The 13,622-nt window shown below is 59.9% G+C and carries 10 protein-coding genes; 3 read left to right on the plus strand and 7 right to left on the minus strand.

Annotated features, from left to right (window positions below):
* Nucleotides 1-85 precede the first annotated feature (85 nt).
* On the minus strand, nucleotides 86-5,191 hold the full coding sequence (locus ACDZ94_RS05625; RefSeq protein ID WP_432751184.1) for a dermonecrotic toxin domain-containing protein: 5,106 nt from the start codon (nucleotides 5,189-5,191) through the stop codon (nucleotides 86-88).
* A gap of 80 nt (nucleotides 5,192-5,271) precedes the next feature.
* Entirely contained in the window at nucleotides 5,272-6,210 is a 939-nt protein-coding gene (locus tag ACDZ94_RS05630; RefSeq protein WP_064450450.1) for a DnaJ C-terminal domain-containing protein, read from the minus strand.
* A 238-nt stretch (nucleotides 6,211-6,448) separates the two neighbouring features.
* Here ACDZ94_RS05630 and ACDZ94_RS05635 point away from each other — a divergent pair, with 238 nt between their 5' ends.
* Nucleotides 6,449-7,717 carry an Hsp70 family protein gene (locus tag ACDZ94_RS05635; RefSeq protein ID WP_064450449.1) on the plus strand — a complete coding sequence of 423 codons (1,269 nt, stop codon included), beginning with the start codon at nucleotides 6,449-6,451 and terminating at the stop codon, nucleotides 7,715-7,717.
* Between the two features lie 152 nt (nucleotides 7,718-7,869).
* On the opposite strand, the gene ACDZ94_RS05640 is transcribed toward ACDZ94_RS05635, so the two are convergent.
* From ACDZ94_RS05640 to ACDZ94_RS05655, 4 genes are all read right to left on the minus strand, one after another.
* On the minus strand, nucleotides 7,870-8,448 hold the full coding sequence (locus ACDZ94_RS05640; protein WP_064450448.1) for a hypothetical protein: 579 nt from the start codon (nucleotides 8,446-8,448) through the stop codon (nucleotides 7,870-7,872).
* Between the two features lie 35 nt (nucleotides 8,449-8,483).
* Nucleotides 8,484-9,497, minus strand: a complete 1,014-nt coding sequence (locus tag ACDZ94_RS05645; RefSeq protein ID WP_064450447.1) for an AI-2E family transporter — start codon at nucleotides 9,495-9,497, stop codon at nucleotides 8,484-8,486.
* Nucleotides 9,498-9,703: 206 nt separating this feature from the next.
* Nucleotides 9,704-10,003, minus strand: a complete 300-nt coding sequence (locus ACDZ94_RS05650; RefSeq protein WP_053254093.1) for a PsiF family protein — start codon at nucleotides 10,001-10,003, stop codon at nucleotides 9,704-9,706.
* Between the two features lie 71 nt (nucleotides 10,004-10,074).
* Complete coding sequence (locus tag ACDZ94_RS05655; protein WP_064450446.1) at nucleotides 10,075-10,863, minus strand: AraC family transcriptional regulator; 789 nt, start codon at nucleotides 10,861-10,863, stop codon at nucleotides 10,075-10,077.
* Between the two features lie 97 nt (nucleotides 10,864-10,960).
* Here ACDZ94_RS05655 and ACDZ94_RS05660 point away from each other — a divergent pair, with 97 nt between their 5' ends.
* The gene (locus tag ACDZ94_RS05660) at nucleotides 10,961-11,848 is read left to right on the plus strand and encodes a DMT family transporter (protein ID WP_128591419.1); all 888 of its coding nucleotides are present in this window, start codon (nucleotides 10,961-10,963) and stop codon (nucleotides 11,846-11,848) included.
* 113 nt (nucleotides 11,849-11,961) lie between these two features.
* Here the strand turns inward: ACDZ94_RS05660 and ACDZ94_RS05665 are convergent, their stop codons facing one another.
* On the minus strand, nucleotides 11,962-12,852 hold the full coding sequence (locus tag ACDZ94_RS05665) for an esterase/lipase family protein (RefSeq protein WP_432751185.1): 891 nt from the start codon (nucleotides 12,850-12,852) through the stop codon (nucleotides 11,962-11,964).
* A gap of 176 nt (nucleotides 12,853-13,028) precedes the next feature.
* On the opposite strand from ACDZ94_RS05665, the gene ACDZ94_RS05670 reads away from it, so the two are divergent.
* Nucleotides 13,029-13,559: a ferritin-like domain-containing protein gene (locus ACDZ94_RS05670; RefSeq protein ID WP_064450443.1), complete on the plus strand. Its 531-nt coding sequence runs from the start codon at nucleotides 13,029-13,031 to the stop codon at nucleotides 13,557-13,559.
* The last annotated feature ends 63 nt before the right edge of the window (nucleotides 13,560-13,622 follow it).

Here is a 13,622-nt window from a genome sequence, read left to right on the forward strand (position 1 = left end):
CTCGCTGTGGAGCCTTAGGTATTTATCGCGTTCAAGAAAGTTTCACGCGGGTGGACACTGTGGACAGGTTGCCAATGCTCCTGTTCTAGCTCGCGGGTAAAAGGCTGTTGATTGTCTGATCGGTTAAGGTACTGAGCAGGCGTTGGTACTCCGCTTCGATACTGGCAAACGACATGTTGTACTCCTGTTGGATCATCACATACCCCGGTTGGCTCGCGAGGCCAGTACGCCCCAGTAGCGCCGATGTATCGCTGATGGTTGCGCGCAGCCCCTCGCGCTCCTGCATGGACAACGAAGCGCTATCGAGCCACTTCGCCAATGCCGTTTCCAGGTCAATCAACGCATCGTATTTGTTGCGCACCGACGAAAATGCCTGCTGGTGAGCGCGATGCAGATAGTCGACCCACATGGGTTGTTCCAGCAGATTACCCCGCAGCACTTCACCCTGATCCAAGGCCGTCACGTGCGTGAAAGCATCTTCGACCATCTGGGCTGTTACATAATCCTCGCGATACAACATGCTCTCGGCTTGCCATGGCAAGTTCAGTCGACTGGCCAAAGGCGCGGTGTAGGACAGATAAATTTCAACCTCATCAATCGGCAGAATTTCGACACCATCGGCGTCGTAATGAACAATCGGAGCACCTTCGGCATCGTACTGCGGGTACTGCACGCCTTGCGCCTGGAGCTGCCCGACCCGGCGATGGGCAATCCTGCCCAGCTCATCCAATCGCCATTTGCCTCTGGCGAGGTTGAACACACTCCTTTGCACGACGCTGGCATCTTCACTGGCGTACGCAGCGCGCAGCAGCACTTCAACGCCCATGGCATTAAACAGCTGGGCTCCGGCATCCTCACAGACCGAGGAATTTCTTGCCATAAGGAACAACTCGTCACGCAAGCCGGCGTCTTCGCCCATGGCCTCCAGCATTCGCCAGACCTTCGCGGTCAACTTCGGCAGTAACCGGCCGCTGTCGACCTGTGCATCCCCCGAACGCCTGAGGAGGCGCAGCTCATTGAAGAAACCCTCGGAGCCGAATGACTGTTCAAGGTGGTCCCATAGCCGTTGTTTGGAGCTCCACTCGTCCTGCGGCACTCCGGTGTTCCACAACCGGCGGTCATATTCACCCCGGGCAGGAAACTGGCGCTCCGGGTCGTAACCCGCCGCTTCGATGTACTGTTTGAATTGCGTCAGCAATTCGGGGGTAGCCAACTTCTCGCGACTGAGCAAGGTACGCGCGACAATCAGGGCATTGTCTGAACCAGGAGCAAAAACGGGAACACGGTTGATGGGGTTATCCATCAGATCCAGGCGAAAATCACGCGGGCGCGGCACTCGAAAGACCCCGGCTGGCCATTCCTGAAGGTTGGTGTTGCTCAACCACAGCGTGCGCAAGCGCTTCATACCGCTGACATCCGGCGCCCGCTCCAGCCGGTTGTTTCTCAAGGACAGTGCCTCCAGCCGAGTGGCCCTACTCAACAACGTTACCTCCACGGGCGTCAGGGCGATCCGATTGCTTCCCAGGTTCAGGCTGCGCAAATGCGGCATATCGCCAATGGCCTGGGGCAACTCAGTCAACTCACCGTTCTCCAGGCTAAGATCACGCAGCCCACGAAAGTTGACGAGCAAACGGCGGACATCAGCATCGGTCGCGTTGCTGGAGTCCAGTGTCAGTTGAGTAACCCGGTCGAAATTGGCCCCCAGGGCCGGCAGCGTACGCAGTTGCTCTTGCAAGTCGGCTCCGACCCACTCTATTTTCTGCCCCACGTATTGACCGTGAGTGTCGTAATGACGCGGGCCGATTTCTTTCAATGCGCCGTGCAGGGTGCCATAAATGGCGCGCTTGGCTTTCAAGGCGTTGCGATCCGCCTCGCTGAACCGCTCGACCCCTTCCGTGTGCGTGGACAGCCACCGGTTCATCGTCGACTCAAAGACCTTGCGTTCTTGCTCCAGGCGCTTGAGCCACTGATCATCGGACCAACCTCTCTTCTCCCGCAGGGCAATCACTTCGGCCGTAGTCAAATCGGGGTAAAGCGACAGAATGCGCTCTCGAACGACCTGGTCCCAGACGCTCCCCCCACGCCCAGATAATGAATAGCCTCGCCGACCATCGGCCAACACGGTCGGAGGTCGAAAGAACTGCTTTGGCGGTTGCATGCCTAACACACTGCGCAATTGCGCACGCGACAGGGCTTTTTCGGCTATCAACGCTTTGAGTTGCTCGCCCTGCCCCACGTCAGGCAAACCGATTGCGTTGCGATGAGCGTCGGGCAGCGCATGCTGCAGGGAACCATACAGCCCGTTGATGCCATGCAGATCCTGCCCCCGTGCATCCATGGCTTGATACCGCCCATCGTCCACCCGCACCAGCACCTTGCGCTCGGCGGCATCGACCGGACCGAAACTGGCGCGCAACTCACCTTCCAGTCGGCCTTCGCGCACTTCCAAACGCAGGCCGTCACTCCAACCAGGCACGTTGGCCAGGCTATTGAGCACCAGGGCCTCGGTGTCCTTGTTGGCCAAGTCGTCGAGGTAGAGCCCTTCATAAGCGTGGGTCAGGCGCATCTGCTGTTGCGCCAGCCGGGCCTTCTCCAAAAGGCGAAACGGTATGGTTCCGGTGCCGGTCATGATCTCCCGTTCGGACGGTGTAACGTCTGCCAGCAGTTCTCGCACCAGGTGCGCAGGTAGAGTGCTGAACTTGCGCTGCACCAGCGTGATCGCGGTGTCCGACGGCGGCTGCTGCGCAAGATAGATACTGTTCATCAGCCGCGACCTGACACGGATGGCGTGCTGTTCAAGCTGTGTTTGCAAGGCCGCAGTGCGTGCCTCGGGTGTGCCGCTGGAGCGCCCCACCAAGTCTATGAGCTGGGCCTCACTCAACGACTCGATGACTCGCTTGGGCAACTGGCCGTTCATCAACTCGCCACGGTGAATGCGCAGGGTGTCCGACGCTGCGGCCAGGCTATTGCCATACTTGATCGACGCTCCACCCACCTCTTCACTCGAAAAAGCCTCTATTGCCACGCTCGCCGGCCACCTCGGCAACTCCACCATCAAGGACGCGGCATAGCTGCACAGGTCATTGCTGAGCGACCCCTGGCGTATGCCCTCGGCCACCTTCACCGCATCGCGATAGGCCCGGAACTGGCGCAGGGTATCGAGCAAAATCGCCGGCGCCGGCTCGCCCTCTACATGCACCCGGCGCAGCACATCTTCACTCACATCCGCGACGCGTCGCACCTGTTCCAATTCGGCATCGCTGAAACCGTCTGCTACCGGGCCCAACCGCCGCATCAGCGGCGCGCCTTCCCAGCTCTGCGGGCGTTCCAGTTCATGGTTCCAGAGACCACTGCCATTTCCCGTGAGTGTCGGTTGATAGGCGTCGGGCCGCGTGGGATGGACGATGCGGTAATCTTCTGTCACCGGGTCCTGCCGCACAACGTACCGCCTACCCTCCAGCGGCAAGAGGGTTGTGCCGTTGACCCGGTGCAGGCCTCGCTCGTCGACCGCAGCGCCGGAAGGTATCGGCTGAAGGTGTTCATAGGACGACAGGTCGGGCTTCCACAATCGCTGCTTGCCACTTGGCAGGGTAACGCGCTTGAGGTTGTCAACCACACTGGCCAGCTTGATGGCGGGCAGCACCTTGGCCCCAGTGCCCAGCATCGCTGCATTGAGGGCCACGCTGGAAAAGTGCGCCCACATCGTCTTCAGATCGCTTTGCTCGTAGGCTTCGATGCCGTCATACACCTCAGTGCACATCTGCGCCGCGCCCACCGCCAGCATGATCGGCCCCAGCCCCGGCACCACAAAAGCGCCCAGGTTGAACACGCTGATAACCGCGTCCGCGTAACTGGCCAGCCGGGCCATGCGTGCCTCGCGGTCTTCATCGCCAGTGGGCACGGCCACGGCGCGCGCATCCGACAAAATCTTGCGCACCTGTGCTTCGCGCAGTTGCGTCCACAGGTTGCCTTTGATACTCATCTCCTCCAGGGGCAATCTCACCGGCTTTGATGCCATTGGGTAATCGCCTTCCGCGCCATTGCCATTGGCGGGTTTATAGAGCCCATTGAAACGCTGGAAAAAAATCCCCTGCTCGCGCTGGGGCACAAATCGGCTGAAAAAGCGCCGGTACGAGGCGCTGTGCAAGCGGGTCCTGAGGTCGGCCATGAACTCGGCGCTGGAGGCATACTCCTTCAGCGGCTGCTGGGGGTCATTGGGGATGAACACCACCAGGCGCTCGACACTGTCACTGTCTTTACGGGCTGGACCGATCAGCAACGGCCCCACCAACACACTGCCAAACACCTTCAGCGCGGCGAACGTCACCGGCTTGCCATCGAGTGTGGCGCTGCCCGGGTCGGTGATGACCTGTTTGATCATGCGGTAGGCATCAGCACCAATGCCCCACTCGGTCTGGTGAGCCGCCATCTCGGCGCTCAGCGCCAGCAATTGGCGCTGGTGCTCTTGCAGCTGCGTTTCCAGTGCGGTGCGCTGGGTCGCCTCGTCCGGCTGGACGATGGCCTTGATGTGCTGCTGATACAAATTGCCCACGTCCAGGCTGCGGCACACTTGGGCAAATTCATGCGGCGCGATGGCCAAGGCCTGGGAATTGACCGCGCTAAAGGTCGGGATAACGTCGCCGTCATACGAACTCCAGGCGGTTATGATCTGGCAATCGTTGCAGGCACTGGCTCGTTCTTCATCGGGCTCGAAATTGGCCAGGGCGGCCTCAAGTAGGGAAACAGCGCGGTATACATAGTTCAGCTCCGAGTCGCGTTGTTGGTCGAAGACCAAAAAGCCGAACAGGTCGTCGCGACTTTTAAACCCATACTTGCGCGCGAAATAGACGTTCTTGACGTCCACATCCAGGTTGAAGCGTTGCTTGAGTGCGTCTTTAAGCGGCTGCTCGGCAAAGGCGAGTACATCCTTGATATCACCGAGGGTGTTCTCCACCTGGTTCAAGGTCTCGCGATAACGGGTATGGCTGTCGGCCAGGTCAGCCTTTTGCTGAGCCGTGGCGGTCAGGTACCAGCGAGGCAGTTGCAGTTCGTGGTGGGCGAGTTCTTCCTGGCGCGCAGTAGAGCCTTGGTTGAACCAGCCGGGCACACGGTCTTTGAGGAAGTCAAAGTGAACGCCCCGAAGATCAGCGTTGAAGGTGCCTTCGGCGGTAGGGGCAGGTTGTTCTGACATAGTAGGGCTATCCATGACGGGCGGGAAAAAACCAACCTATCGAATAGCCCTACCTGAAAAGCCCTAGATAGTTATGCGGCTCAAAAATGCTCGCGCGGATTGAACGCCGCTTTCTGCGCCAGTTCCTGCCACAACGCCTTGACCTCCTCGTCGCTGCTTTTGGGCATCACGGCCTTGAGCTGCACAAACAGATAGCCGCGCTGCCCGGCTTTGTTGAGTAAGCCATGGCCCTTGGCGCGCATACGCTGGCCGTTCTGGCTGCCGGCCGGCACCTTGAGGTTGATCTTGCCGGTGAGGGTTGGCACCGCCACTTCCGCGCCCAATGCCAATTCCCACGGCGCCAGGGGCAAGTCGATGATCAGGTTTTCACCGTCCACCTCGAACTTGGGGTGCGACGCAAACTTGATGATCAGGTACAGATCGCCATTGGCGCCACCGCCAATACCCGGCGCGCCCTGGCCCTTGAGGCGGATGCGCTCACCGTCGGCCACACCGGCGGGGATCTTCACGTTCAGGCTCTTGGTGGTGTTGCTGACGTGGCGACCCGAAGCGTCGTATTGCGGCACCTGGAAGCTGATCTGCTTGGACTCGGTGGACAGTGTCTCTTCGAGGAGCACCGTCAGTTGCATCTCCACATCCTGGCCCTTGCGACCGGTTGGACGGCGCTGGCCGCCACCGAAAGCATCGCTGCGGTTACCGAAGATCGAGCTGAAAAAGTCCGAAAAGTCCTCGGTGTTCTGGCCACCGCCAAAACCGCCACGGCTCTGCCAGCCCGGCGGGCCCTGGAACGGCTGGCCATGCTGGCCGTATTTGCGCAGTTCGTCGTATTCGGCGCGCTTATCCGCGCTTTTAAGCGCTTCATAGGCTTCGGACGCGTCCTTGAATTTTTCTTCGGCGTCTTTTTCCTTGCTCACGTCCGGGTGATATTTGCGTGCGAGCTTGCGATAGGCGGCCTTGATTTCCTTGTCATCGGCCGTCGGCTCGACACCCAGTATCTTGTAGTAGTCTTTGAAATCCATCGGCGGTTCACCATCCTTAATCGAGATCGCACAACCTGAGGCACAACGTGCGCTGCTTTGCACCTGTTGAGTCTTGTGGCCCGGGGGTGCGTCAAAGTGTTATCGGCACTAGCCGTATGCATCAGATGTGGGGGCGAATCCCTTACTTTCAAGCACGATTTAACGGATGGTTGGCCTACGCATCCGCCTTCGACTGGCATACACTGCGCGGCCGTTTTGCAACCGGAACCCGATAGACATGAAAAACCCATCCCCAGCCCGTGCCTGCGGCATCGACTTTGGCACGTCCAACTCCACCGTCGGCTGGATCCGCCCCGGCGAGGAGACGCTTATCGCGCTGGAGGACGACAAGATCACGTTGCCGTCGGTGGTGTTCTTCAACTTCGAGGAGCGCCGCCCGGTGTACGGTCGACTGGCGCTGCACGAATACCTGGAAAACTACGAAGGCCGGCTGATGCGCTCGCTCAAGAGCCTGCTCGGTTCCAAGTTGATCAAGCACGACACCAGCGTGCTCGGCACGGCCATGCCCTTCACCGACCTGCTGGCGCTGTTTATCGGCCAGCTCAAAAGCCGCGCTGAAACCACCGCCGGCCGCGAGTTCGAAGAAGTGGTGCTGGGCCGCCCGGTGTTCTTCGTCGATGACGACCCGATGGCCGACCAGGAAGCTGAAAATACCCTGGTGGATGTAGCGCGCAAGATCGGCTTCAAGGACATCTCGTTCCAGTATGAGCCAATCGCTGCGGCCTTCGACTACGAGTCCACCATCGAAAAAGAAGAGCTGGTACTGATCGTCGACATCGGCGGTGGTACGTCCGACTTCTCGCTGGTGCGCCTGTCCCCGGACCGCCGCCACAACGACAACCGCCACGACGACATCCTCGCCACCGGCGGCGTGCACATCGGCGGTACCGACTTCGACAAACAACTCTCGCTGGCCGGCATGATGCCGCTGTTCGGCTACGGCAGCCGCATGAAAAGCGGTGCCTATATGCCGACCAGCCACCACATGAACCTGGCCACCTGGCACACCATCAACTCGGTGTACTCGCAAAAATCCCAGCTGGCCCTGGGCAGCATGCGCTACGACATCGAAGACACCGGCGGCATCGACCGCCTGTTCAAGCTGATCGAACAGCGCGCCGGGCACTGGCTGGCAATGGAAGTGGAAGAAACCAAGATCCAGCTGACCCACGAAGACAGCCGCCACGTGCTGCTGGACCGGGTTGAACCCGGGTTGAGCGTGGACCTGAGCCGCACACTCTTCGAGTCCGCGATTGATGGCTTGCTGGAGCGCGTGCGCAACAGCGTCACCAAGTTGCTGACCGATGCGTCGGTAGAAGTGGCGCAGGTGGACACGGTGTTCTTCACCGGGGGCTCCAGCGGTATTCCGGCACTGCGCCACAGTATTTCGGCGATGTTGCCAAATGCGCGGCACGTGGAAGGGAATATCTTCGGCAGCATCGGCAGTGGTTTGGCGATTGAAGCGAGCAAGCGCTACGGCTCCTGACCTGCCCCAATCTCACCAACACTGAAAATCAAATGTGGGAGCGGGCTTGCTCGCGATAGCGGAGTGTCAGTCGAAGTAAGTATCGACTGAACCACCGCCTTCGCGAGCAAGCCCGCTCCCACTTTTTTGAACGGTGAATACCTGAACACAGCCTAGCGGTGATAGATCGCCCACAAGCCAAGCAACGTCAGGCACCACATGACCGCGCCCAGCACGATCACCAGGTAGTTCCACAAGTTGAAGCGAGCGTTGCTCTGCCCCTCTGGGTCACCTGCCGCAAAATTGATCAGGCCTTGGCCTTGTTGAAGGATGTAGGCACACAGAGGCACCGCCAGGATCGCCAGGGGTTTATAGGCTAACCAGGTATCGATCCGGCCAGCCGCCATTTCGAAAAGCCGGGCACCTACTGTTACCACGACGAACACCGTCGCCCATTGCTCGAAGTCAAAATCGAATTTTCGACCGCTGCGGGCAATGCGATCATCGGCCCGGCGATACAACTGATGAATAAAGAAGATAAAGAAAATGGCCCGCGCCAACGGCCAGATATCCAGCTGATTGGCCTTCTTGTACAAGCTCCAGTTTTTATACGACCAAATGTAGGTGTACAGCCCGAAACTGAGCAGGCTCAGCACCAGCAGCTTGGTTTTGGAAATGACATAAAACTCGGCAGACGCCTTAACCGTCTCGGTCAACTCCGCCGTTGGCGGAGCATAGATATTTTCGCTCAATGCGGACCTCCCCTAATTCCCTTTAAGTTATTGCGTCAAACCATCCCGCCGAGCTTCAGCTCACTCTTCAAATACGCATAATAAATCGGCCCTGCCACCACGCCCGGCAGACCGAATGCGGCTTCAAACACCAGCATCGCCAGCAACAATTCCCACGATTTGGCACTGATCTGCCCGCCCACGATGCGCGCGTTGAGGAAGTACTCGACCTTGTGAATCACGATCAAATACCCCAACGCCGCCACTGCCACCCAGATCGACAGCGACAACGCGACGATGGTGATCAGTGTATTGGACATCAGGTTGCCGATTACCGGCAGCAGGCCGAGCAGGAAGGTCAGCACGATCAAGGTTTTGGTCAGCGGCAGGTGAATCCCGCACAACGGCAGCACCACCGCGAGGAAAATCGCCGTGAACATGGTGTTGAGCGCGGCAATCTTGATCTGGGCGAAGACGATGTTGCGAAACGCCTGGACCAGCAGGTGCAGGCGGTCGAACAAGGCGGCGGCCAGGGGCTTGCGCTTGGTCAGGTCGGGCACGCGCTGCAGCGCGATGATGGCGCCGAGCACCATGCCGATCAGCAGTGTGACGAACATGTGGGCGGCGTCTTTGCCGACCAGTTGCAGCTCGCTCAGGTGCTTGCTCAGCCAGTCGCCGATGGCCACGCGAAACTCGGCGGCGCTGGCAGGCAGGTAGGCGTCGAGGAACGGCGGCAACTGGCCGCGCGCGCGGTCGACCACGCCCATGAATTTATCGAGGGAAGCCCCAGGGTTTTCCGCTTCGTGGAGCAAGAAGCTGATGGCGCCGGCAAAGATCAGGGCCAGCACGCTGACGATCAAGGTGCCGAGCAATGCCACCGCCAGCCAACGCGCGCGCCGGCCTTCGATCAGCCGTTGCAACTGCGGGGTGAGCATATTGACCAGCTCATACACCAGCAAGCCGGCCAGCAGGCTGGGCAGCAGCTTGAGCGGCAGAACCAGCAACAACCCACCGAAAATGATGACGCAACTGACCAGCAATAACACGTGACGCTGAGAAAACGTTGGCATACAGCCTCAAAACGAACGGCGTTAAAGGATGGGCAGTCTGCCAGCCTTGAGGGAATCAAGCGAGAGGCCAGGTTGTGAATGCGATCAAGTGTGGGAGCCGGGCTTGCCCGCGATGCAGGCGCCTGGGTTTACCTGGCCTACCGAGGTGATGCTATCGCAGGCAAGCCAGCTCCCACATTTGAGCTCCAGTGTTGGCGAAATCGTGGTCAGCCTTTGAGGCAAGTGCTCATAAAGGTCTTACGCGCATCGCCGGTCAACGCCTTGGTTTTCGCCGTGGCATTGCAGTCTTTCATTTTCTGCTGCTGTGGGGTCAGGGTCTTGGCGTCGTTGGCGGCAGGCGCCGACAGGCAGGTCTTCATGAACGCCTTGCGGTCATCGCCTTTGAGCGTCTTGGTGGTGGCTTCAGCATTGCAGGTGGTCATTTTATTTTGCTGGGCGGTAGCGGCGAAGCCTTGGGAACACAGCAGCAGGCCCATCATCAACAACGGAATACGCAGCATCTTCATGGAGTTTTCTCCCTGTTACCGTGCCGAAAGGGCACGGCCTACGCAGCAGTGTAGTCAAAACCTGTTACATGTCAGCGGACGCGAATGTTCGACCGGCGGTACTGCTCCGGGGTACAGCCCGCGTGGCGTTGGAACATGGCGATGAAGGCCGAGGCGGTGCTGTAACCCAAGTCAAAGGCCACATGCTGCACACTGTGCTCGCTGTCGAGGGCCTCGATGGCGGCGAGGTAACGCAGGCGCTGGCGCCATTCGCCGAAGCTTATGCCCAGCTCCCGCACAAATTGCCGGGCCAGGGTGCGTTCGCTCACATGCACTTGCTCCGCCCATTGCGCCAGTGGGCGATTGTCGCCGGGCTCGGCCTGCATGCCTTCGAGCACACTGAGCAGCCCGGGGTGGCGCGCGTAAGGCAGAAAACAATCGTGGATCGGCGCTTGCTTGAGTTGGTCCACCAGCACTTGGGCCAGGCGGATATCCGCCTCGGTTTGCGGGATGTTGACATCGCGCAGGGCAAAGTCGCCGAGGATCGCCTTGAGAATCTCGCTGATTGCCAAGGTGCACGGCGCCTGTGGCAGTTGCTCGCAGAGTTGCGGGGCAAGGCCCACCGAGCGATAGACAATGGCCTGGGCGTTGTAGGAGCTGTGCTCGGTGTTCGGCGGGATCCACACTGCGTACTGCGGCGGCGACATAAAGCGGCTGCCGGCCACTTCCATGCGCATCACGCCGTTGGCCGAGTAGTCCAGCGAACCCCAGAAGTGCCGGTGCGGCGTGCACTCGGTATCAGGCGCGAAATCGGAGTAACGGAAGTAGACCGGGCTCGGCAGGCGCGGGAAATCCGCGAGGCGTACGGTGTGTCTGGGCATATTGTCTGGATACAAAGGTCGTTTGTCTGGATCGCAGTATAGGCTTCGATCCAGACAGGGGATAATCCTGCCTCATCAACACACTTGGTTTCTTTCGATGCAATTTGCGTATCCCCTGCTGGCCATCTTCATCTGGGCCGGCAATACCGTGGTCAACAAATTGGCCGTGGGCACGATCTTCCCCGCTGAAATCGGCTTTTACCGCTGGTTGCTGGCAGCGCTGCTGTTTACCCCGTTCATGCTCAAGCCGGTGATTGCCCATTGGCCGCTGATTCGCCCGAACCTGGGCAAGATCTTCATCCTCGGCGTGCTCGGCATGGCCGTGTATCAAAGCCTGGCCTACTACGCCGCGACCCTGACCTCGGCCACCAACATGGGCATCATCCTCTCGCTGATGCCATTGATGGCACTGACCGCCGCCATCATCAGCCTCGGCCAGCGCCTGACCTTTGGCGCACTGACCGGCGCGGTGCTGTCGTTCGCCGGCGTGGTGGTGGTGGTGTCGGCCGGCAGCCTGGGCGCGTTGCTGCAACACGGGGTCAACCTGGGCGACGGCATGATGCTGATCGCCACCCTGGCCTACGCGGTCTACAGCACTTTGTTGAAGAAATGGCAGCTGCGCCTGCCGCCGCTGGTATTGCTGTATTTGCAGGTGCTGGTGGCCGTGGTGGTGCTGTTTCCGCTGTTTCTGTTCTCGACCAAAGCAGGCCTGGGCTGGGCGAATATTCCGCTGGTGTTGTACGCCTGCTTGCTGGCGTCGATGCTCGCGCCGCTGGCGTGGATGCACTCGGTGAAGACCCTGGGGCCAAGCCGCACCACGCTGTTTTTCAACCTGCTGCCGCTGATTACCGCGTTGATTGCGGCGGTGGTGTTGAAGGAAGAGCTGGCGATGTATCACTTGGTGGGTGGCTTGCTGACGTTAGGCGGGGTGATTTTGTCGGAGCGCTGGACTACGCCGGTTCGCCGTCAGGTCAGTGTTGCCTGACAAATCGCTATCGCAGGCAAGCCAGCTCCCACAGTTGACCGAGTTCCAGCGTTGGAATGGGGCCCACTGTGGGAGCGGGCTTGCTCGCGAAGAACGATAACGCGGTGAACCTGCTAAACCCCCGCAGCCTTCAGCCTTTTCGCATGCTCTACAAACAACCGAATCGGCTCCGCGCCCTTGCCCACCAGCCCGAAGGACTGGTTGACGATATCGAAGTGGTCCAAGGGGTAGTCATCACCAATCACCCATCCCAGATGCGAGCTATAGCGCCCGACCATACCGTCGCATTGGCCCTTTTCGCGCACAAAACTGCGGGCGAACAGCCGGCAACTGCGGTTCGTGCCGTCCAGCAGGTTGCGCCCGCGATCAGTCTTGCCCGGCTGCAAGGTGCCGGACCATGAGTAATAGCGCACACCGTTGGCCACTTCGGCGCCCTGCCCGCCCCACGTATCGGGCAGGCCCTGAGGGTATTGGCGGTTGAACAGGGCCACGCCTTCGCTGGTCAGGGAATGATGGGATGCCTTTAGATCGGCCTTGAAGCGCGGCCCGCGATAGCCGGTTTCCAGCAGGCTCATCATCCCTGCGACTAAATGAAACACCGCGCTCACGACTCGGCCTTTCCAACTGTCTGCGGGGTAATGGAGCTGGAAGTAATCCGCCAATTCCGAGCCATGATTGGGCCCTGCCACTGACGTCACCGAAGCCACCCACTCAGGGCGCTTGGCCGCCGCGTAACGCGCCGTCAGCGAGCCCTGGCTATGGCCGAGCAAGTTGACCTTGTCGGCGCCTGTTTCCCGGCGAATCCGCTCAATCTGTGCCAGCAACTGCTCACCGCGCACCTCGCTGGAATCCAGCGGCGCCACCTGCACGGGAAACACCTGCGCCCCACCCGCCCGCAACGCCGGGACAATCCCGTACCAATACGGGAACAACCCCAAGCGTACGAAGCCCAGCATGCCGGGCACCAGCACCAGAGGGTAACGCGTGGCTAACAACTGCGACATGAGGCGAACGTCCTTGATCAAGTCAGGATGAAGGCAGGCTAACTCAATCCGGCGACGAGCAGATGACACGTTCGGGCAAATCCAATAAAACTTTTTGCCCCGCCCAAGACTCACAACTTGGAGCGATCACGCCGGCAGAGCGTGGCGCAAAACCGGATTAGCACCAGGAGATTGAGATGACTGAAGCACATTTGACTGACGTTGCGACCCTGCGCTCACGCGCCCGCCAGAACGTCGAAAACGGCGCCGTGACGGAAGGCTATGACGCCGACCGCGAGGAAATCATCCGCCTGCTCAACGCATCGCTGGCCACTGAGCTGGTCTGCGTGTTGCGTTACAAGCGCCACTACTTCATGGCCAACGGCCTAAAAGCCAGCGTCGCCGCCGATGAATTCCTCGAGCACGCGACCCAGGAAGCCGAGCATGCCGACAAACTGGCCGAGCGCATCGTGCAACTGGGCGGCGAGCCGGAGTTCAACCCCGACCTGCTGTCGAAGAACTCCCACGCGCAATACGTGGCGGGCAAGAACTTGAAGGAAATGGTCTACGAAGACCTGGTGGCCGAGCGGATCGCGGTGGACAGCTATCGCGAAATCATCCAATACATCGGCGACAAAGACCCGACCACGCGTCGCATCTTCGAAGAAATCCTGGCCCAGGAAGAAGAACACGCCGACGACATGGCGGATATTCTGCAGGATCTGTAAGCCGTAACACCGCAAGCCCCATGTGGGAGCGGGCTTGCCCGCGATAGCTATCGAACAGTCAGT

It is taken from the genome of Pseudomonas sp. UBT (assembly GCF_050915955.1).
Lineage (GTDB): Bacteria > Pseudomonadota > Gammaproteobacteria > Pseudomonadales > Pseudomonadaceae > Aquipseudomonas > Aquipseudomonas antarctica_A.

Coding starts and splice junctions, on each gene's coding strand:
- ACDZ94_RS05625 (WP_432751184.1), bottom strand. CDS start 5,191: ATGTCAGAACAACCTGCCCCTACCGCCGAAGGCACCTTCAACGCTGAT.
- ACDZ94_RS05630 (WP_064450450.1), bottom strand. CDS start 6,210: ATGGATTTCAAAGACTACTACAAGATACTGGGTGTCGAGCCGACGGCC.
- ACDZ94_RS05635 (WP_064450449.1), top strand. CDS start 6,449: ATGAAAAACCCATCCCCAGCCCGTGCCTGCGGCATCGACTTTGGCACG.
- ACDZ94_RS05645 (WP_064450447.1), bottom strand. CDS start 9,497: ATGCCAACGTTTTCTCAGCGTCACGTGTTATTGCTGGTCAGTTGCGTC.
- ACDZ94_RS05650 (WP_053254093.1), bottom strand. CDS start 10,003: ATGAAGATGCTGCGTATTCCGTTGTTGATGATGGGCCTGCTGCTGTGT.
- ACDZ94_RS05655 (WP_064450446.1), bottom strand. CDS start 10,863: ATGCCCAGACACACCGTACGCCTCGCGGATTTCCCGCGCCTGCCGAGC.
- ACDZ94_RS05660 (WP_128591419.1), top strand. CDS start 10,961: ATGCAATTTGCGTATCCCCTGCTGGCCATCTTCATCTGGGCCGGCAAT.
- ACDZ94_RS05665 (WP_432751185.1), bottom strand. CDS start 12,852: ATGTCGCAGTTGTTAGCCACGCGTTACCCTCTGGTGCTGGTGCCCGGC.
- ACDZ94_RS05670 (WP_064450443.1), top strand. CDS start 13,029: ATGACTGAAGCACATTTGACTGACGTTGCGACCCTGCGCTCACGCGCC.